Annotated in this window: 14 protein-coding genes, 5 tRNA genes and 3 rRNA genes; 8 read left to right on the plus strand and 14 right to left on the minus strand. The window is 60.9% G+C overall.

The window, feature by feature from the left end; translation table 11 throughout:
- Window positions 1-162: 162 nt before the first annotated feature.
- Genes CCONF_RS09500 through CCONF_RS09510 form a run of 3 tightly spaced genes read left to right on the plus strand, consistent with a single transcriptional unit; the run spans window position 163 to window position 2326 of the window.
- Window positions 163-1584 carry an alanine/glycine:cation symporter family protein gene (locus CCONF_RS09500; RefSeq protein WP_290223121.1) on the plus strand — a complete coding sequence of 474 codons (1422 nt, stop codon included), beginning with the start codon at window positions 163-165 and terminating at the stop codon, window positions 1582-1584.
- 29 nt (window positions 1585-1613) lie between these two features.
- Complete coding sequence (locus CCONF_RS09505) at window positions 1614-1928, plus strand: fluoride efflux transporter family protein (protein ID WP_290223123.1); 315 nt, start codon at window positions 1614-1616, stop codon at window positions 1926-1928.
- A complete protein-coding gene (locus CCONF_RS09510) occupies window positions 1925-2326 on the plus strand; it encodes a fluoride efflux transporter FluC (protein WP_290223125.1) in 402 nt (133 codons plus the stop codon). Before CCONF_RS09505 ends, CCONF_RS09510 begins: the two co-directional genes overlap by 4 nt.
- A gap of 16 nt (window positions 2327-2342) precedes the next feature.
- On the opposite strand, the gene CCONF_RS09515 is transcribed toward CCONF_RS09510, so the two are convergent.
- The 5 genes from CCONF_RS09515 to CCONF_RS09535 all read right to left on the minus strand — a co-directional run bounded on the left by CCONF_RS09515 (window position 2343) and on the right by CCONF_RS09535 (window position 11155).
- Complete coding sequence (locus CCONF_RS09515) at window positions 2343-4892, minus strand: ABC transporter permease (protein WP_290223128.1); 2550 nt, start codon at window positions 4890-4892, stop codon at window positions 2343-2345.
- A gap of 2 nt (window positions 4893-4894) precedes the next feature.
- A complete protein-coding gene (locus CCONF_RS09520) occupies window positions 4895-5659 on the minus strand; it encodes an ABC transporter ATP-binding protein (RefSeq protein ID WP_290223130.1) in 765 nt (254 codons plus the stop codon).
- A gap of 215 nt (window positions 5660-5874) precedes the next feature.
- Window positions 5875-5993: ribosomal RNA gene (gene rrf, locus CCONF_RS09525) — 5S ribosomal RNA — on the minus strand.
- A 123-nt stretch (window positions 5994-6116) separates the two neighbouring features.
- Window positions 6117-9202, minus strand: a 23S ribosomal RNA gene (locus CCONF_RS09530).
- Window positions 9203-9637: 435 nt separating this feature from the next.
- Window positions 9638-11155, minus strand: a 16S ribosomal RNA gene (locus CCONF_RS09535).
- Together the 16S, 23S and 5S rRNA genes form the textbook arrangement of a ribosomal RNA operon.
- Window positions 11156-11272: 117 nt before the next feature.
- Here CCONF_RS09535 and CCONF_RS09540 point away from each other — a divergent pair.
- Window positions 11273-11488, plus strand: coding sequence for a hypothetical protein (locus CCONF_RS09540; RefSeq protein ID WP_290223131.1), 216 nt, complete (start codon window positions 11273-11275; stop codon window positions 11486-11488).
- Window positions 11489-11628: 140 nt separating this feature from the next.
- Here CCONF_RS09540 and murA read toward each other — a convergent pair whose 3' ends face one another.
- Entirely contained in the window at window positions 11629-12897 is a 1269-nt protein-coding gene (gene murA, locus CCONF_RS09545) for a UDP-N-acetylglucosamine 1-carboxyvinyltransferase (RefSeq protein ID WP_290223134.1), read from the minus strand.
- A 20-nt stretch (window positions 12898-12917) separates the two neighbouring features.
- The gene (gene ramA, locus CCONF_RS09550) at window positions 12918-13760 is read right to left on the minus strand and encodes an acetate metabolism transcriptional regulator RamA (protein ID WP_070768598.1); all 843 of its coding nucleotides are present in this window, start codon (window positions 13758-13760) and stop codon (window positions 12918-12920) included.
- Window positions 13761-14117: 357 nt separating this feature from the next.
- Between ramA and cysK the strand changes: the two genes are divergently transcribed.
- The gene (gene cysK, locus CCONF_RS09555) at window positions 14118-15056 is read left to right on the plus strand and encodes a cysteine synthase A (RefSeq protein WP_290223139.1); all 939 of its coding nucleotides are present in this window, start codon (window positions 14118-14120) and stop codon (window positions 15054-15056) included.
- A 92-nt stretch (window positions 15057-15148) separates the two neighbouring features.
- Window positions 15149-15712: a serine O-acetyltransferase EpsC gene (epsC, locus tag CCONF_RS09560; protein ID WP_290223141.1), complete on the plus strand. Its 564-nt coding sequence runs from the start codon at window positions 15149-15151 to the stop codon at window positions 15710-15712.
- 75 nt (window positions 15713-15787) lie between these two features.
- Here the strand turns inward: epsC and CCONF_RS09565 are convergent, their stop codons facing one another.
- The 5 genes from CCONF_RS09565 to CCONF_RS09585 all read right to left on the minus strand — a co-directional run bounded on the left by CCONF_RS09565 (window position 15788) and on the right by CCONF_RS09585 (window position 16746).
- A complete protein-coding gene (locus CCONF_RS09565; protein WP_353959500.1) occupies window positions 15788-16162 on the minus strand; it encodes a GNAT family N-acetyltransferase in 375 nt (124 codons plus the stop codon).
- Window positions 16127-16202: transfer RNA gene (locus tag CCONF_RS09570), tRNA-Phe, on the minus strand. Before CCONF_RS09570 ends, CCONF_RS09565 begins: the two co-directional genes overlap by 36 nt.
- 20 nt (window positions 16203-16222) lie before the next feature.
- A tRNA-Asp gene (locus CCONF_RS09575) sits at window positions 16223-16299 on the minus strand.
- A gap of 245 nt (window positions 16300-16544) precedes the next feature.
- Window positions 16545-16618: transfer RNA gene (locus CCONF_RS09580), tRNA-Asp, on the minus strand.
- A gap of 55 nt (window positions 16619-16673) precedes the next feature.
- Window positions 16674-16746, minus strand: a tRNA-Glu gene (locus CCONF_RS09585).
- Between the two features lie 116 nt (window positions 16747-16862).
- On the opposite strand from CCONF_RS09585, the gene CCONF_RS09590 reads away from it, so the two are divergent.
- Window positions 16863-17195, plus strand: coding sequence for a metal-sensitive transcriptional regulator (locus tag CCONF_RS09590; protein WP_290223145.1), 333 nt, complete (start codon window positions 16863-16865; stop codon window positions 17193-17195).
- A gap of 113 nt (window positions 17196-17308) precedes the next feature.
- On the opposite strand, the gene CCONF_RS09595 is transcribed toward CCONF_RS09590, so the two are convergent.
- Window positions 17309-17381 (minus strand) — tRNA-Lys (locus CCONF_RS09595).
- A gap of 114 nt (window positions 17382-17495) precedes the next feature.
- On the minus strand, window positions 17496-18995 hold the full coding sequence (gene scpC / locus CCONF_RS09600; RefSeq protein ID WP_290223147.1) for a succinyl-CoA:acetate CoA-transferase ScpC: 1500 nt from the start codon (window positions 18993-18995) through the stop codon (window positions 17496-17498).
- A gap of 182 nt (window positions 18996-19177) precedes the next feature.
- On the opposite strand from scpC, the gene dusB reads away from it, so the two are divergent.
- On the plus strand, window positions 19178-20323 hold the full coding sequence (gene dusB / locus CCONF_RS09605; RefSeq protein ID WP_290223149.1) for a tRNA dihydrouridine synthase DusB: 1146 nt from the start codon (window positions 19178-19180) through the stop codon (window positions 20321-20323).
- Window positions 20324-20350: the final 27 nt, after the last annotated feature.

Here is a 20350-nt window from a genome sequence, read left to right on the forward strand (position 1 = left end):
TCTCGTCACGTGTTGGGGGCCAGTTCTGGCAGGGGCCTTCCGCCTTCATTGTCGCCTGCGCGGGCGGACTGCGCAGCGTAAGCACACCTGCTTTTTACCCCCGCCGGAAATATTTTTGTCATTTAGGTCACACGCCTGTGTGGCGGCGGGTACATTCCAAGAATGGACTCGTTACAGAATTTCCTCGACTCGGTGGGTTCCGTCGTCTGGGGCCCGTTCTTCCTCATTCCCCTCCTGCTCCTAACCGGCCTCTTTTTGACCATCCGCATGGGTGGCCTGCAGTTTCGCGCCCTCGGGCGCTCCCTGCGCGCGGTGTTTAGCCACGACGACTCGGATGATTCCACCGACGGTGATATTACGAACTACCAGGCGCTGACCACCGCGCTGGCCGCCACCGTGGGTGTCGGCAACATCGTGGGTGTGGCCACGGCCCTGTCCATCGGTGGACCGGGCGCGCTGTTCTGGATCTGGGTCACCGGCCTGGTCGGCATGATCACCAAGTACACGGAGGCCTACCTCGGCGTCCGTTTCCGTGTCACTGACTCCCGCGGGGAGCAAATCGGCGGCCCGCAGATTTACCTGAAGCGCGGTATCCGCGGCCCCCTCGGCAAGTTCCTTGGCGTGGCCTTCGCTATCTTCGCGGTCTTCGCCTCCTTCGGCATCGGCAACCTGACGCAGGGCAACGCGATTGCTTCCAACATGGAATCCACCTTTGGCATCGACCCGATTGCCTCGGGCGCCATCATGTTCGTCGCTATCGGCGCGGTCCTGCTCGGCGGCATTCAGGCTATCGGCCGCATCACCTCCGCGTTCGTGCCGCTGATGATCATCATCTACGTGGTCGGCGGCATCATCGTGCTGATCACCAACGCCGGGGCCCTCCCGGAGGCCCTGGCGACGGTCTTTACCGACGCCTTCACCGGTACGTCCGCCGCCGGCGGCTTCACCGGCGCCGGCATCATCATGGTCATCCAGTTCGGTGTCGCCCGCGGTATCTTCTCCAACGAGTCCGGCATGGGTTCCGCCGCCATTGCCGCCGCGGCTGCCAAGACCCCGCACCCGGCCCGCCAGGCTTTCGTCTCCATGACCCAGACCTTCATCGACACCCTGGTGGTCGTTTCCATCACCGGCCTAGTCATCGTCGTCACCGGCACCTGGAAGGAAGGCCGTGAGAACGCCGCCACCATGACCGCCGACGCCTTCTCCGTCGGCCTGCCGGGCCACTGGGGCGGCACGATCGTCTCGCTGTCCATCATCTTCTTCGCGTTCTCGACCATCGTGGCGTGGTCCTACTACGGCGAGCGCGCCCTGGCCTCCCTGGTGGGCACCATCGCCACCCTGCCCTACCGCATGTTCTTCACCGTCATCGTCTTCGTCGGCGCCGTCACCGAGCTGGACCTGGTCTGGTCCTTCTCCGACCTGGCCAACGGCCTGATGGCAGTGCCCAACCTCGTCGGCCTGCTCATTCTCTCCGGGCTGGTCGCCCGCGAGACCAAGGCCTACCTCAAGTTCGATCCGGGGCTGAACCGCCCAATCACCGAGGTCCGCGAGTTCACGGAGTCCCAGGGGATGAACTGGAAGTAGCGGCCGCGCCGCGGCTAGCATAGGAGACTATGCGCGAAGCTCTGATTGTCGGCGCCGGGGCTGCCCTCGGCGCCGTTGCCCGGGTCGGACTCATGGCGCTGTTTGCCCAGGCGTGGTGGCCTCTTCTAGCCATCAACGTCGTCGGCTCAGCGCTCATGGGATATTTCCGGCCCGGGCCTTTCTGGTCGACCGGCGTGCTCGGGGGGTTTACCAGCTTCGCGACCTTTGCCTTGCTGAGCTCCGAGCTCAGCCCCGGCGCCGCGGCCGCCTACGTGGCGGCCACGCTGCTGGGCTGCGTCGGCGCGTACCTAGCCGGCGCGCACTTCGGGGGTGAGAGGCGATGACGGCGCTGAGCCTTAACACCCTGCTTATCCTCGCCGCGGTGGGTCTGGGCGCCTTCCTAGGGGGCATGCTGCGCTACGGCCTGTCGCGCCTTTTGCCCAGCCCCGCCGGCACCTTCGCGGCGAATATGCTGGGCTCGCTCGCCCTGGGCCTCACGGTAGGGTTCTTCCGCTTGGGCGGCTGGGAGGCCGGCCCCTGGGGATCCGTGGCCTATATGGGCCTGACTGGTGGCTTCGCCGGCGGGCTGTCCACCTGGTCTACGTTTGCGCGCGAGATGGGAGACATGCTCAAGGCCCGCCACTGGGGGCGGGCCTTGCGGTATGCGGCAGCCACGCTGGCGATTGGCATCATCGCCGCGTGGCGCGGGGTCATCTGGGCCGAGCGAATCTGGTTCGGCTAGCCCCGCGCGGGGCGTTTTAGGAGGAGATGGCCTCCAGCGGCGGGGTCTTGGCCGCCCGGCCGGCCGGCCAGAGGGCAGCGACAACGCCGACTACGCCGGAACCGACCAGCATGATGGCCAGCTGGCCCCACGGAACGGTGGCCTCGTCGAGGCCCTGGTCGGACATGACCTGAATGAAGGACCAGCCCAGCCCCAGGCCGATGAGGATGCCCATGACCGCGCCGAAGATGGCGATCTGGACGGCCTCCAGGGTGATCATGGTCCGGATCTGGCCGCGCTGGGTTCCCACGGCGCGCAACATGCCGATCTCCTGGCGACGCTCGATAACCCCCAGTGTCAGGGTGTTGACGATGCCCAGCACGGCGATGACCACGGCCAGCGCCAGCAGGGCGTAGAGGATGGAGAGCATCTGGTCGATGGCGCCCGCGGATTCGCTGGCGTATTCCTCGCCGGTGGCGACCTGGACGACCACGAGATCCTTGACGGCTTCCTCCAGGTTGCTGCGCAGCTGCTCCAGGTCGGTGCCCTCGGCGGCGTTGACGCCCACCATCTGGGTGGTCAGCGATTCGCGCGGCACGAGCTCCTCGGCCAGGGACTGGTTGACCGCGAAGCCCTGAATCATCTGGTTCGGCTCGAAGGTGCCGATGAGCTTGGCGTCGACCGCTTCGCCGAGGCCGCCGGCCTTAGTCATTGGGTAGGTCTGCCCCACCGTCCAGCCGTGCTCGGCGGCGTAGTCGGTGGTGGCGATGAAGCCCGGCTCCGCCTCGAAGTCCACGTTGCCTTCCGCCACGTCCAGCTGGAAGAGGTTTTCCGGATTGGTGTCCATGACCATGGACTGCTGGAAGCGGGGGCCGTAGTCCATGCTGGCATTGCCATCGATGGCCACCGGCGCCATGGACAGCGAGAGCACTTCGCCGACCCCGTCGGCCTCGCGGGCCTTGTCGGCGGTGTCGTTCGGCGTCGGGAAGGAGCCCGACTGCGGGCCGGCCAAGATGTAGTCGGCCGAGATCTTGTCATCCAGCACGTTGGAGATGGACGTCTTCATCGTCGCGCCCAGCATGCCGATCGCGGTCACCAGGGCGATGCCGAGGGTCAGCGCGAAGGCGGTCGCGGCCGTGCGGCGCGGGTTGCGCCGGGAGTTGGTCGCGGCCAGGCGCCCGATGGCACCGAAGGGGGCGCCGAATACCTTGCCTAGCACCGGCACGATGGGCAGCGACAGCGCCGGGCCGGCGAGGAAGAAGCCGACGATGACGAAGAGGGCGCCCACGCCGACGAGGATGGCGCGCGGGGTGGTCTCGACATCGATAAGCGCGCCCGCGGCCGCCAGGCCCGCTCCGAGCACCAGCACGAGGCCGCCGATGATGGTGCGCACCTTAAGCGAGGATCCGGCGGCGGATTCGGTGGTGCGCATCGCCTCGACCGGTTCCACCGCGCCCGCCCGCTGTGCCGGCATCCAGGCGGAGAACACCGTAACGATAGTGCCCAGCACCAGCGGGACCAGGAAGGCGGACACGGACAGGCCCAGCGAGTCGTCCAATGGCATGCCCTGGCCGTTCATGACGGCCTTGATAATGGCGACCAGGCCAATGCCCGCGACGACGCCCAGGGCGGAGCCGATAAGCCCCACGATGAGGGATTCCATGACCACCGAACCGGTGATCTGGCCGCGGGAGGCGCCCAGGGCGCGCAGGAGCGCGAATTCCTTTGTCCGCTGCGCGACGATCATAGAGAAAGTGTTCGCGATGATGAAGGTGCCCACCAGCAGCGCGATGAGCCCGAAGGCGATGAGGAAGTAGTTGACGAACTTCAAGGCCCCGGAGATGGTCTCCGAAAGCTCATCGGCCAGCTTCTGGCCGGATTCCGCCTCGACCTCGTAGGTCGCGTTGAGGTGGTCGACCAATTGATCGGCGCTGACCCCTTCAGCCGCGGAAACGCGCAGCTGCTGGGAGTCGCCATAGAGCTCGTTGAAGCCGCCGGCCTCCATCGACAGCGTCAGCCCGGAGCCTTGCTCGATGGCCGGCTCGACGATGCCGGAAATAGTCATCCGGTCCTGCTTGTCTGGGTGCACCACGACGACCTCGTCGCCAATCCCGATACCGAATTCCTCGGCGGCCCCGGAGTTGACGACGACCTCATTGGTGCCCTGCGGGGCGTTGCCCTCGACGAGCTCCGCCGGCTGGCCCACCGTGTCCTCGGGCGCGTAATACGGCACCAGCGCAGAGGTACCGCCCTGGGTCTGGTAGGCCTCGGAATCGGAATCGGCCACGACAACCGTCTGGCTCGACTGCATGTTGACGCCGCGGACCTGGGGGTCGTCGGCCAGCTGCTGCCGCATCTCCGCGTTCAGTAGCGGGCCACCCTCCTTCTGGGAGACAGCCGCGTCCACGCCGGTAAAGGAGTTCGACACCGCGGAGTCGAAGGTCGACGACAGCGAGTTGGTGAACATGAACGAACCCGCGATGAACGCGGTGCCCAGCACCACGGCCAGCACCGTTAGGCCCAGGCGCAGTTTGTGGGCCAGAATATTGCGCAGGGAAACCCTGCGCATGGTTTTGTTCTTACCCATATTTAGCTCTCAATCTCCGCCATGATCTGGTGGATGGCCTCCATGGAGGGATCCTCCAGCGAGTGGACCAGGCGGCCATCGGCAAGGAAGACCACCCGGTCGGCGTACGATGCCGCCTTGGCGTCGTGCGTAACAATGACGACGGTCTGCCCGTCCTGGTCGACACTGGTGCGTAGGATGTCCAGGACCTCGGCCGAAGAGTTCGAGTCCAGGTTGCCGGTCGGCTCGTCACCAAAGATGATCTCCGGGCGGGAGACCAGCGCGCGAGCGCAAGCCACGCGCTGCTGCTGGCCGCCAGACAGCTCCGCTGGGCGGTGCTCGAGGCGCTGCGCAAGGCCCAGCCGGCTGGTGATCTCGTCGAACCAGGCCTTGTCCACCTTCTTGCCGGCGATATCCACCGGCAGGGTGATATTTTCCGCCGCGGTCAGCGTCGGCACCAGGTTAAAGGACTGGAAGATAAAGCCCAGCCGATCGCGGCGCAGAGCCGTGATCTCCTTGTCGCTGAGCTGGGACAGGTCCGTATCACCAATCAGGGCAGCGCCGCTGGTGGCGGAGTCCAAGCCGGCCATGGTGTGCATCAGGGTGGACTTGCCGGAGCCCGACGGCCCCATAATCGCGGTGAACTCCTGGCGGCGGAAGTCGATGGTTACGTGGTCTAGTGCGGTAACAGAGGTCTCCCCCTGGCCGTATTGCTTAAACAGCTCGATGGCCCGGGCTGCAACCGCCGGGGTCGAGGCGCCGACGGGGGAAGCGGCAAAATCAGTCATACTTTCACTTTCTTCACTGTAGATAACAACTATTACAGCTTAGCGTGTCATATCCCCGAACGCATCACCGCCCCACCGGCTATGCAAACAATCCCCGGCAAAAACCAGCCACAAAAAGGGCGCAAGGAATCGAGCAAAGATCGAAAAACGGAGGGTTTCCGGCGTGTGGCTGGAAACCCTCCCTCAGGATTATTGAATTTTATGTTGTTGTTTGGTGTCGGCGGTAACCTACTCTCCCACAACCTCCCGGTTGCAGTACCATCGGCGCGACGCAGGCTTAGCTTCCGGGTTCGGAATGGGTCCGGGCGTTTCCCTGCCGCTATTGACCACCGACAAACATCCGGGACACACATGTGGTGTCTGGTCCGGGGTGTTGTGTCAGATACTGCATAGTGGACGCGAACACGACAAAGTGACGATATCTTGTGTTTTGTTTTGTTCCACACAATAGTTTGTGTGGTGTTGGTTGTTTGGCCGATTAGTACCAGTAGCCTCCACATCTTACGATGCGCCCAGGTCTGGCCTATCAACCCGGTAGTCTTCCGGGGGCCTAATAATGAAACCTCATCTTAAAACAGGCTTCCCGCTTAGATGCTTTCAGCGGTTATCCCTCCCGTACGTAGCCAACCAGCCCTGCCACTGGCGTGACAACTGGCACACTAGAGGTACGTCCGTCCCGGTCCTCTCGTACTAGGGACAGCCTTCTTCAAGTTTCAACGCGCGCGGCGGATAGAGACCGAACTGTCTCACGACGTTCTGAACCCAGCTCGCGTGCCGCTTTAATGGGCGAACAGCCCAACCCTTGGGACCTACTCCAGCCCCAGGATGCGACGAGCCGACATCGAGGTGCCAAACCATCCCGTCGATATGGACTCTTGGGGAAGATCAGCCTGTTATCCCCGGGGTACCTTTTATCCGTTGAGCGACACCACATCCACAAGTAGGTGCCGGATCACTAGTCCCGACTTTCGTCCCTGCTCGAGCCGTCACTCTCACAGTCAAGCTCCCTTGTGCACTTACACTCACCACCTGATTGCCAACCAGGCTGAGGGAACCTTTGGGCGCCTCCGTTACATTTTGGGAGGCAACCGCCCCAGTTAAACTACCCACCAGGCACTGTCCCCAACCCAGATCATGGGCCAAGGTTCAGGCATTCACTACCATCAGAGTGGTATTTCACCAACGACTCCACCACCACTAGCGTGATAGCTTCACAGTCTCCCACCTATCCTACACAAACGATAGTAAATACCAATACCAAGCTATAGTGAAGGTCCCGGGGTCTTTTCGTCCTGCCGCGCGTAACGAGCATCTTTACTCGTAATGCAATTTCACCGGGCCTGTGGTTGAGACAGCAGAGGTCTCGTTACGCCATTCGTGCAGGTCGGAACTTACCCGACAAGGAATTTCGCTACCTTAGGATGGTTATAGTTACCACCGCCGTTTACTGGGGCTTAAATTCTCCGCTTCGGAACCAAAGGTTCCTAACAGGTCCTCTTAACCTTCCAGCACCGGGCAGGCGTCAGTCCATATACATCAACTTCACGTCTTCGCATGGACCTGTGTTTTTGATAAACAGTCGGACCCCTCTATTCTCTGCGACCACCACCAGCACACACACCGCAAAGAGTATGGCACCAGCAGTGGCCCCCCTTCTCCCGAAGTTACGGGGGCATTTTGCCGAATTCCTTAACCACAGTTCACCCGAACGCCTTAGTATACTCAACCTGACTACCTGTGTCGGTTTAGGGTACGGGCCGTACACCCACTCACTAGAGGCTTTTCTCGACAGTACAGGATCACCAACTTCACCCTCACGGGCTACGCATCACGCCTCGACCATACATGGTGCGGATTTAACCTACACCACAGTCTGCACGCTTACACCAACAATCCAATAAGTGGCATGGCTACCAACCTGTGTCACCCCATCGCTTGGACCACAGTTCAGGCCCCACGCATATCAACCACGACAATGCCCTCGAAAGGGCGAGTACATGGCGATATGGGTGGTTAGTATCACTGCTTTACCATTGGGCGCGGATATACGGGTACCAGAATATCAACTGGTTATCCATCGACTACGCCTGTCGGCCTCGCCTTAGGTCCCGACTCACCCTGGGAAGACGAACTTGACCCAGGAACCCTTAGTCATCCGGCGGGTAGGATTCTCACCTACCAATTCGTTACTCATGCCTGCATTCTCACTCGCACACACTCCACAGCGCCTTACGATACTGCTTCCACACGTGCACGACGCTCCCCTACCCAACAAAACATTGTTGCCGCGGCTTCGGCGGTATGCTTGAGCCCCACTACATTGTCGGCGCAGAACCACTCGACCAGTGAGCTATTACGCACTCTTTCAAGGATGGCTGCTTCTAAGCCAACCTCCTGGCTGTCTTCGCGATCCCACATCCTTTTCCACTTAGCATACCCTTAGGGGCCTTAACCGGCGATCTGGGCTGTTTCCCTCTCGACTATGAAGCTTATCCCCCACAGTCTCACTGCCACGCACACACTAGCGGCATTCGGAGTTTGGCTGATGTTGCTAAGATTGTAGTCCCGCTCAACCAACCAGTAGCTCTACCTCCACTAGGCTTAAAAAACGTAACGCTGCACCTAAATGCATTTCGGGGAGAACCAGCTATCACGGAGTTTGATTGGCCTTTCACCCCTACCCACAACTCATCCCCGCAGTTTTCAACCTACGTGGGTTCGCGCCTCCACAACCTCTTACAGCTGCTTCACACTGGCCATGGGTAGATCACCCCGCTTCGGGTCCAGGACATGCCACTGACAACACCCCATTAGGATTCGGTTTCCCTACGGCTACCCCACACGGGTTAACCTCGCGACATGCCGCTGACTCGCAGGCTCATTCTTCAAAAGGCACGCCATCACACACAAACAAGTGCTCTGACGGATTGTAAGCACATGGTTTCAGGAACTATTTCACTCCCCTCCCGGGGTACTTTTCACCATTCCCTCACGGTACTCAATACACTATCGGTTATTGCACGTATTTAGGCTTACCGGGTGGTCCCGGCAGATTCACAACAGATTCCACGAGCCCGTTGCTACTCGGGGACAACAACAATCATGACAAGTATGCCTTCACCTACAGGACTCTCACCTACTCCGGTTGACCATTCCAAGCCAATTCAGCTAACACACACACCACAACGAAGCACTGGTAGACACTTCAACGTTGAAACCCCACAACACCGCATGCGCAACCCCTACCAAGTATCACACACACACGGTTTAGCCTCATCCACGTTCGCTCGCCGCTACTAGCAGAATCATTATTATTTTCCTCTCCTACGGGTACTGAGATGTTTCACTTCCCCGCGTAACCCCCACACCCACTATGAATTCATGGGCAGGTACCACCCCACAACGAGTGGCAGGTTTCCCCATTCGGACATCCTCGGATCAACGCTTACTTGACAACTCCCCGAGGCTTAACGCAGCCTGACACGTCCTTCATCGGCACACAATACCAAGGCATCCACCATGCGCCCTTCACACAACGAACACACACCACCACAAACACAGCCCACAAAGACTGCCCTCATGGCGGGTGAACACACAAAAATTAAGAAAAACAAGAAATCACATCACACCACACACAAACAACCACAACAGTTGCTCACATGCAGTACATGCTCGCGTCCACTATACAGTTCTCACACAACACCCAACACACACCACAACCAACCACACCATGGCCAACTGCTAGTCGTGTGTTAGCACCAGGACAACACTAATGCCCCAGACACCCAACAATGCACCAACATACCCAAAACAAACCAACACATGGAATATAAGCATTTGCGAAAAAGAATGATTGCACCCAGCCTCATTCACTGGGGGCATGCGTCCACCCGATTAAACAAATGATGACAGTGCCATACACAGACACATCAGCCACCAACACCCACAACCGTGGGCCAATAAATGAAAACTCCTTAGAAAGGAGGTGATCCAGCCGCACCTTCCGGTACGGCTACCTTGTTACGACTTCGTCCCAATCGCCGATCCCACCTTCGACGGCTCCCTAACACGTTTGGGCCACCGGCTTCGGGTGTTACCAACTTTCATGACGTGACGGGCGGTGTGTACAAGGCCCGGGAACGTATTCACCGCAGCATTGCTGATCTGCGATTACTAGCGACTCCGACTTCATGGGGTCGAGTTGCAGACCCCAATCCGAACTAAGGCCAACTTTAAGCGATTAGCTCCACCTCACAGTGTCGCAACGCATTGTATTGACCATTGTAGCATGTGTGAAGCCCTGGACATAAGGGGCATGATGATTTGACGTCATCCCCACCTTCCTCCGAGTTAACCCCGGCAGTCTCTCATGAGTCCCCAACCAAATGCTGGCAACATAAGACAAGGGTTGCGCTCGTTGCGGGACTTAACCCAACATCTCACGACACGAGCTGACGACAACCATGCACCACCTGTATAAAGGCCACAAAGGGAAACGACATCTCTGCCGCGAACCTAAATATGTCAAGCCCAGGTAAGGTTCTTCGCGTTGCATCGAATTAATCCACATGCTCCGCCGCTTGTGCGGGCCCCCGTCAATTCCTTTGAGTTTTAGCCTTGCGGCCGTACTCCCCAGGCGGGGCGCTTAATGCGTTAGCTACGGCACAAAACCCGTGGAAGGGTCTCACACCTAGCGCCCACCGTTTACGGCATGGACTACCAGGGTATCTAATCCTGTTCGCTACCCATGCTTTCGCTCCTCAGCGTCAGTAACTGCCCAGTAACCTGCCTTCGCCATCGGTGTTCCTCCTGATATCTGCGCATTTCACCGCTACACCAGGAATTCCAGTTACCCCTACAGTACTCAAGCCTGCCCGTATCGCCTGCACGCCCGGAGTTAAGCCCCGGAATTTCACAGACGACGCGACAAACCACCTACGAGCTCTTTACGCCCAGTAATTCCGGACAACGCTCGCACCCTACGTATTACCGCGGCTGCTGGCACGTAGTTAGCCGGTGCTTCTTATCCAGGTACCGTCACAAAACGCTTCGTCCCTGGCGAAAGGAGTTTACAACCCGAAGGCCGTCATCCCCCACGCGGCGTCGCTGCATCAGGCTTCCGCCCATTGTGCAATATTCCCCACTGCTGCCTCCCGTAGGAGTCTGGGCCGTATCTCAGTCCCAATGTGGCCGTCCACCCTCTCAGGCCGGCTACCCGTCGCCGCCTTGGTAGGCCATTACCCCACCAACAAGCTGATAGGCCGCGGGCTCATCCTACACCGAAAAAACTTTCCACCACACACACCAAAGTGCGGTCCTATCCGGTATTAGACCCAGTTTCCCAGGCTTATCCCGAAGTGCAGGGCAGATCACCCACGTGTTACTCACCCGTTCGCCACTCGAGTACTCCAGCAAGCTGAAGCCTTTCCGTTCGACTTGCATGTGTTAAGCACGCCGCCAGCGTTCGTCCTGAGCCAGGATCAAACTCTCCACAAAAAGGCTCGTGAAAAGCCCAAACCTAACAAACAAAACCAACACACAACACACAAACCATGCGCTGCATACTGACCAAAAAAGAATTACTACAAAGAAAAAATGAAAAATTCACAAAACATGAACAATCACATCAATGCAGCCAGAAAGAAACAATTATATTTCAATGACACCCCAACTGAAAGCGCCATCCGGCACACACCAACACAACCATCCACACAAATGCAAAAAGTACATTGGCACACTATTGAGTTCTCAAACATCACTGGCACGCCCCAACAATCAGCAACAACCAACTGTTCAAAGCGGCTTGTTCAACTTTACTCACAACCGTAAACAAAGTCAAACACCGTCACCACCCGTTAACCTCACGGCTACCTCGCGGCGACTGGGATTAATTTACACACAGTCCCTGAAAGAAACAAATCCGCCGGTCAACGGTAAATTCCGGGGCCGACGGATAGGGACTTTGAGCGTTAGTACCGCTCCTCTTCCTGGGTCCGCTCAACCTGAGCGCCCAGTCGGTTCAGGTTCTCGACGAAGTTCGGGTAGCCGCGGTCGATATGGAAGACGTCGTGGACCACGGAGACCTCGTCCGCACACAGGCCCGCGAGAACCAGGCCGGCGCCGGCGCGAATATCGGAACTCCAAACGTGGGTCGAAGACAACCGCTCCTGCCCCCGAACGATGACGTGGTGACCGTCGACTTGTGCGTCCGCCCCGAGGCGGAGCATCTCGTCGACAAAACGGAAGCGGGATTCAAAGACGTTCTCAGTGATCATCGTCGTGCCCTCGGCCACCGCGGACAGGCCAATGGCCATCGGCTGCAGGTCGGTCGGAAAGCCCGGGAACGGCAGGGTATTGAAGTTGACCGCCTTCGGGCGCCCGTCCATACGGACCCTAAAGCCCGTCTCATAGGTCTCCACGTCGGCGCCGGCGGACTTGAGCTTTTCCAGCGGCAGGTGCAGGTGCTTCGGCGCGATCCCGCCTACGGTCAGATCCCCGCGGGTCATGGCAGCGGCATAAGCCCAGGTACCGGCGACAATACGGTCGCCCACCACCTCGTGCTCGGTGGGCTGCAACTTGTCCACACCCTCAATGGTGACGGTCGAAGTTCCCGCCCCGCTGATGCGCGCGCCCATGGAGTTGAGCATGTCGCACAGGTCGACGATCTCCGGCTCACGCGCGGCATTGTCCAAAACGGTGGTTCCCTCCGCCAGCACCGCCGCGGTCAGGATGTTCTCGGTGGCACCAACCGAGGGGAAATCGAGCTTGATCTTCGCGCCGTGGAGGCGCTCCGCCTCGGCCACGACGGCGCCGTGCTCAATCCGGGTCTTGGCCCCCATCTTCTCGAGGCCCGACTGGTGCATATCCAGCGGGCGGGAACCGATGGCGTCGCCGCCGGGGAGGGCCACCTTCGCCCGACCACAGCGCGAGGTCAGCGGGCCCAGAACACAAACGGAAGCGCGGAACTGCCGGACGGCATCGAAGTCCGCGTCCGAGCGCGGCTGGTCTGGGGTGTCGATGGTGACTACCGAGCCGTCGATAGCAACCTCGCAGCCCAGCCCCTCAAGAACTTTCTTCATGAGGGGTACGTCGAGGATCTCCGGACAGTTAGTCAACGTCGTGCGACCCTCCGCTAGCAGGGCGGCCGCCATCAGTTTCAACACACTATTTTTAGCGCCGTCGACCCGCACAGAACCCTGCAGGCGGGCGCCACCGGTGACAATAAATTGGTCCTTCACACCGACCAACTTACAGCCTCTTAGGGCAGTGCGCCGATCCGGCGGGCGGCATTGACCGCCTCGTAACGGGTGTGCGCGCCAAGTTTACGCATCACAGAGCGCAGATAGGACTTCACCGTTTCGGCGCCGATTCCCATTTCTTCCGCGGCTTCGACGTTCGTGTGCCCCAGCGCCACGCACGAGAGCACGTCGAGCTCGCGGGCAGAAAGCTTGGTTGACTGCTTGACGCGGACCGGCGAGACCATCTGATCGCACAGGGTCTCGAGCTCCTTGCGGATATCGTCCTCGGCCACGCGGTTGGCCAGCATGCGCAGCTTCGAGTGGGTGGACCGGACCTGCTCCCATTCCGCACCGTTCATGACGTGCCCGCTGCGGCCGGCACCGCCCTTGCCGCCGTCGGTGCGGCGCAGGACCGAGTTCACGGCCAGATCCTGCTCGAGGCAGCGGGCGGTCATGGTGACTTCCTCGATGACCTTGTCACCTAGGCGGACCGGCGAGTGCACGCCGACGTAGAGGACGCCGCGGATTTCGCGCTGGACGATGACCGGCACGGCCACGATGGAGTGCAGCCCCTCGTCTTGGATGAGCCGGTCGTTTTCGTGGGAGATGGTCTTGGCGCGCAGGTAATCCGACACGCCTACCGCGCGGCGGCTCTTGACGACACGGCCACCGACGCCGACGCCGGCATCGATAGTCAGGTTCTGCAGGGCGGGGGTGCGCAGGCCGACCCACTGTGTGATCTGCAGGCGATTATCCGGCAGCAAGGTGCCGTACATCGTCACCGGGATACCAGTGGCGGTCTTCAAGGAAGACAATGCGGCCCGTACGGCCTCGTCGTCATCTTTAATTCGGTGCGCTTCCAAGACGTACTCCTACTCGGGGGTACCCATTAAGGTGCACCCAGGGTGCCCTTTTTGAACGGGTGTATTACAACACTGTTTCCCAACAGTAACGGGCTAACGGGGGTAATTCTAAATCAGCACTCACATAAAACACGAATCCGCTACCTAATTAAAATACAGGCGGCGGGGTTAACCGCGAGCGCCAGCGCGCTCCAGCTGGTATAACTGCCCGCCCTCCCCACGGCAACCGTCGTGATAAGCGCGGTGGCCAACTGAATAAAACTCGGTCTATTTCTTGCGGACTGGTCGGTCTAGACAACTAGTGTAGGGTGGGAAAAGTAAATCGGAAAACAGCTGCACAAGGAGTCCCGAATACCTATGACAAAGATCTACGACAACATTCTCGAGACCATCGGCGGCACCCCGCTGGTTCGCGTCAACCGTCTGACCGAGGGCCTCAAGGCCGACGTCCTCGTTAAGGTTGAGTCCTTCAACCCGGCTAACTCGGTCAAGGACCGTATCGGCCAGGCCATCGTTGACGCCGCCGAGGCCTCCGGCGAGCTGAAGCCGGGCGGCACCATCGTGGAAGCCACCTCCGGTAACACCGGCATCGCCTTAGCCCTGGTCGGCGCGGCTCGCGGCTACAAGGTCATCCTGACCATGCCGGAGACCATGTCCAACGAGCGCCGCGTCCTGCTGCGCGCCTACGGTGCCGAGATCGTCCTGACCCCGGGCGCCGCCGGCATGCAGGGTGCAGTCGACAAGGCCAACGAGATCATCGAGCAGGACGAAGGCGCCATCCTGGCCCGCCAGTTCGCTAACGAGGCTAACCCGACCGTCCACTACAACACCACCGGCCCGGAGATCTGGAACGACACCGACGGCAACGTCGACATCCTGGTCGCGGGCGTCGGCACCGGCGGTACCATCACCGGTGCGGGTCGCTTCCTGAAGGAGAAGAACCCGGATCTGAAGGCCGTGGCCGTCGAGCCGGCCGCTTCCCCGCTGCTGTCCGAGGGCAAGGCCGGCCCGCACAAGATTCAGGGCCTGGGCGCTAACTTCATCCCGGAGGTCCTGGACCGCAAGCTGGTCGACGAGGTCATCACCATCAGCAACGAGGACGCTGTGGAAACCTCCCGCAAGCTGGCCGTCGCCGACGGCATCCTGGGCGGCATCTCCACCGGCGCTAACCTGAAGGCAGCCCTGGAGCTGGCCCAGCGCCCAGAGAACGAAGGCAAGACCATCGTGACCGTCGTCTGCGACTTCGGTGAGCGCTACGTCTCCACCATCCTCTACGAGGATATCCGCGAAAATTAATTTCACGCGTTAAGTGCCTGCTTGAGCCTTCTATAGCCAAGCAGGCACTTTTTCTTGCCTTTTGAGCGACCGGTTTTTAGTACGCTTTGGATATGAACTTCCTCAGCCGAATCCGCGAAGACCTAGCTAACGCCCGCGACCACGATCCCGCCGCCCGCGGTGACGTCGAAAACGCCATCGTCTATTCGGGGCTGCACGCCATTTGGGCCCACCGTGTCTCCCACTGGCTCTGGAAGCGCGGCCTCAAGAGCCCGGCCCGCGTCCTAGCGCAGATCAACCGCTTCTTTACCGGCATTGAGATCCACCCCGGCGCCACCATCGGCCGCCGCTTCTTCATCGACCACGGAATGGGCATCGTCATCGGTGAAACCGCCGAGATCGGCGACGGCGTGATGCTCTACCACGGGGTTACCTTGGGCGGCCAGGTGCTCACCCAGACCAAGCGCCACCCCACCATCGAGGACAACGTCGTCATCGGCGCGGGCGCCAAGGTGCTGGGCCCCATCACTATCGGCCACGGCTCCGCCGTCGGCGCCAACGCCGTGGTCACCAAGGACGTGCCCCCGGAGCACAGCGCCATTGGCATCCCGGCTAAGAACCGGCCGCGTCGCCACGAAGAGCGCATTAAGCTCGTCGACCCCGACTACTTCATCTAGCCAAGACACAACGCCGCGCAGCGCCGCGCACGCGGCCCTGCAGCCGCCCGCCTAGCTCCCCCGCTAGCTCCCCCCTTAGGAACCCGCCTGCAGCTCCTTGTAGGCGGGATTTTTGTCGATAAAGCGCGCCACGGCGGAGCAGGTCGGGCGCACGCGCTTGCCGGCCTCCCGCGCATCATCTAGCGCGGCTTGAATCAGGGGCTTAGACAGGCCCTGACCCTGAAAGTCCGGTTGGACGACTGTGTGGTCGAACTCGCGGACGTCCGCGTCATCGATGTAGTGCGCGTAACCGGCCTCGTGGCCGTCCACGGTGATGACGAACTGAGAACGATCGGTCTGCTTGACAACGGAATAGTTTTCCATGGCCCCAGTATGCCAAAAAGGCCCGTTCTCTTTAGCGGAAACGGACCTTGCTGGTGGCCAGAGCCAGGATCGAACTGGCGACCCCACACTTTTCAGGCGTGTGCTCTACCGACTGAGCTATCTGGCCGAAGACTACCGGAGTAGCCTTGGCGACCCTGACGGGACTTGAACCCGCGACCTCCGCCGTGACAGGGCGGCGCGCTAACCAACTGCGCCACAGGGCCATTATTTAATTTGCTGCATTTCAGGGCTTAGCACCCTGTCTTGCACGAGTTATTACTCTACACAGAACGCGGAAACATAGGCAAATCGCCTGCTAGTCATCCATATTCATAGAGAAAGCTCGCGCCAATTGGCACACATCCACAAGCCTTGCCAAACCCAAGCCGCCCCGCCGTCCCCGCGCGGCCGCCGGCTCCCAAAGACGCAAAAAAGGGCCGAGGAAAAACCTCGACCCTTCGCAATGCTGCGACCCTGACGGGACTTGAACCCGCGACCTCCGCCGTGACAGGGCGGCGCGCTAACCAACTGCGCCACAGGGCCAGCACGTCTAAGACGTACATAGTGAAGAGGAACCCTTTATAAGAGAACTTCTCCGTACCCCCAACGGGATTCGAACCCGTGCCGCTGCCGTGAAAGGGCAGTGTCCTAGGCCGCTAGACGATGGGGGCGCGCCGCGGTAGTCAAGGCAGAAAACTCTCGCTTTTCCTTGCGCGACTTCTCAAAATATACTGGAAGAATCACTCAATACAAAATCGCGCCCTACCCCGGAGAAAAAACCACCGCTATGCCCGAAAATCAGGAAGCCTGCTCGTGCCACGCACCGCATAAACACGGCTACAACGCGAACGCCGAGTCGAAAAAGAAATACCTCGCCAGGCTGCGCAAGATCGAGGGACAAACCCGCGGCATCCACCGCATGATCGACGAGGATCAGTACTGCATCGACATCATCACGCAGATCTCAGCGGTGACCTCCGCCCTGGAAAACGTCTCCCTCGCCCTCCTCGAGGACCACATCGCCCACTGCGTGGCCGGGGCCCGCAACGCGGACGGGAGCATCGCCCAGGACAAGCTAGATGAGGCCATGCGCGCCATCAAGAAGATGGTCAAGAGCTAGGAGCCCGCAGCCGGCGTCTCAGCCCTCCCCTACGGGCTTGCAGGCCCGAAGCTTGTTAAGACACAAAAGAACCCGTTAACGCGCGCCGCGGCGCGCGTTAACGGGCGGGTGCGTGGGCCCTGAGGGGCTCGAACCCTCGACCTGCGGATTAAAAGTCCGTAGCTCTACCAGCTGAGCTAAAGGCCCAATGCGTTCCTTATTGTAATAGGAGCCGACAACAGGAAGAAAATAGCCCCCGAACCGGGCCTCAAAGGCCCTGTTCAAGGGGGGCTACTAACCGCCTAATGAGCGGTGGCGCGCTTACTGGGGACGCATATCGCCGGTCTCGGCGAAGCGAATCTGGAAGTCGAAGGCGGACTTCAGATCGTGCGGGGTGTGGATGAACTTACCCTGCTTGGCGCGCTCGAAGTACTCCTCCAGGGCCGGTCGGTACTCCGGGTGGGCCACGGCGATGACCTTCTCGGCTCGCTCGCGCGGGGCCAGGCCGCGCAGGTCGGCCACGCCGTTCTCGGTGATAATCACCATGGTGTCGTGCTCGGTGTGGTCGGTGTGAGCCACGAAAGGCACGATGGCGGAGATCTTGCCGTCCTTGGCGATCGACGGGGACACGAAGGTGCTGATGTAGGCGTTGCGGGTGAAGTCACCGGAGCCGCCGGTGCCGTTCATGATGCGGGTGCCGCCCACGTTAGTGGAGTTGATGTTGCCGTAGATATCGGCCTCAATCATGCCGTTGGAAGAAATGAGGCCTACGCGGCGGATGACCTCCGGGTGGTTGGAGATCTGCTGCGGGCGCAGCACGATGTGCTTGGCGTAGCGGTCGGCCTCAGCGTTCATCTTCTCCGCGTACTCCGGGGATAGCGCGAAGGAGGTGGCGGAGGCGACCGTCATCTTGCCGGCGTCGATGAGATCCAGCATGCCGTCCTGGATGACCTCGGTGTAGGCCTGGATGTTTTCGAACTTGGAATCCAGCAGGCCGGCCATCACGGCGTTCGGGACGTTGCCCACGCCTGACTGCATGATGAACTGGTCATAAGCCAGGCGGCCGGCGGCAACCTCGCCCTCGAGGAAGTCGATGAAGTTCGCGGCGATCTTCTCGGAGGTCTCGTCCGGGGCCTTGAAGGGGGCGTTACGGTCCGGGGCGTTGGTCTTAACGACGGCCACGACCTTGTCCTTGGGGATCTCGATGTAGGTCTCACCGATGCGGTCGCTGACCTTGGTGATCGGGATCGGCTGGCGGTTCGGCAGCTTCTCGATGCGGTAAATGTCGTGCATGCCCTCCAGGTTCAGTGACTGCCACTCGTTAACCTCGAGGATGATCTTGTCCGCGGCCTCGATGTACTCGAGGTTGTTGCCCACGGCGGACGACGGCACGATGTTGCCGTCCTCGGTAATGCGGACGACCTCGATGATGGCTACCTGGAAGTCGCCGTAGAAGCCCTCCTCGACCTGCTGGCCCATGTGGGACAGATGGACGTCCTGGTAGAGCAGCTCGCCGGAGTTGGCCTTGTTGCGCAGCACCGGGTCGGAGTTGTACGGAGCGCGGAAGCGCAGGGCGTCCGCCTCAGCGAGGACGCCGTCGCAGTCCGGGGCGGTGGAGGCGCCGGAGAAGACGTCAATCTTGAACTCTTCGCCCGCCTCGTGGGCCTTGGTGGCCTTCTCAGCGATAGCGGCCGGCAGTGCCTTCGGGTAACCGGCGCCGGTGAAGCCGGAAATGCCCACTCGGTCGCCATTGTTAACGTAGTTGGCTGCCTCTTCGGCGGAGACCACGAGGTCCTGGTAATACCCAATCCGCTCAGTCAAGTCTTTACCTCCTGTGATTGTCGCGGCGCACGGTTGTAACGCACGCCGCATGGTTTTAGTTACACGCACCACATTAGCGAATATTTGCAACCTTTTCCGCAACAATGCCAAAACTGTGAAGACAAGGCACACCCGCCATCTCGGTTTGCCAGCGTTTCTGCCCACAGTCCACAATGTAAAACGTGACTTTGCGCATCGGTTCTATCTCTCTCAACTCCCCCGTCATCCTCGCCCCGATGGCCGGGGTGACCAACGTGGCTTTCCGGACGCTGTGCCGCGAGCAGGAGCTCGCCCGCACCGGCACCGTGGCCGGCCTCTACGTCTGCGAGATGGTCACGGCCCGCGCCCTGGTGGAACGCAACGAGAAGACCATGCACATGACGACCTTCGCCCCGAATGAGGATCCGCGCTCGCTCCAGCTCTACACCGTCGATCCGGAATACACCTACCGCGCCGCGAAGATGATCGTGGACGAGGACCTGGCCGACCACATCGACATGAACTTCGGCTGCCCGGTCCCGAAGGTCACCCGCCGCGGGGGCGGATCCGCCCTGCCGTATAAGCGCCGGCTTTTCGGCAATATCGTCGCCGCCGCCGTCAAGGCCACGGAAGGCACCGATATCCCGGTGACGGTAAAGATGCGCGTCGGCATCAACAGCGAGCACCACACGCACCTGGACGCCGGCCGGATCGCCGTCGAGGAAGGCGCGGCCGCCGTCGCCCTGCACGGGCGCACCGCCGCCCAGCGCTACTCGGGCCAGGCGGACTGGTCGGAAATTGCCCGCCTGAAGGAGCACCTCGCGGACAGTGGGGTGCCGGTCCTGGGCAACGGTGATATCTTCAAGGCTTCCGACGCCGCCGCGATGATGGAAGCCACCGGCTGCGACGGGGTCGTCGTCGGCCGTGGCTGCCTGGGCCGCCCCTGGCTCTTCGCCGAACTATCTGCCCACCTGCGCGGCGAGCCGGTGCCCGAAGAGCCGACGCTGGGCGAGGTCACGCAGATCCTCTACCGCCACGCGGAGCTGCTCGCGCACTACGACGGCGAGGCCCACGCCTGCCGCGATATTCGTAAACACGTTGGGTGGTACCTGCGCGGCTTCCCAGTCGGCGGCGAGGTCCGCTCGCAGCTATCGAAGGTCAACTCCCTGCCGGATCTGCGCGAGCTGCTCGCCCCCTGGGCCGGCTCTAATGCCCGGGCTGACGATTCCTCTGGGCCCCGCGGACGTCAGGGTTCGCCGGCCAAGGTCGCGCTGCCGGACGGCTGGCTGGACGACCCGGAGGACGAGGCGGTGCCCGCCGGTGCCGAAATCATGAACTCCGGCGGCTAAACCCGCAGCTTGTATACACCTATTGAG

Source organism: Corynebacterium confusum, assembly GCF_030408715.1.
Lineage (GTDB): Bacteria > Actinomycetota > Actinomycetes > Mycobacteriales > Mycobacteriaceae > Corynebacterium > Corynebacterium confusum.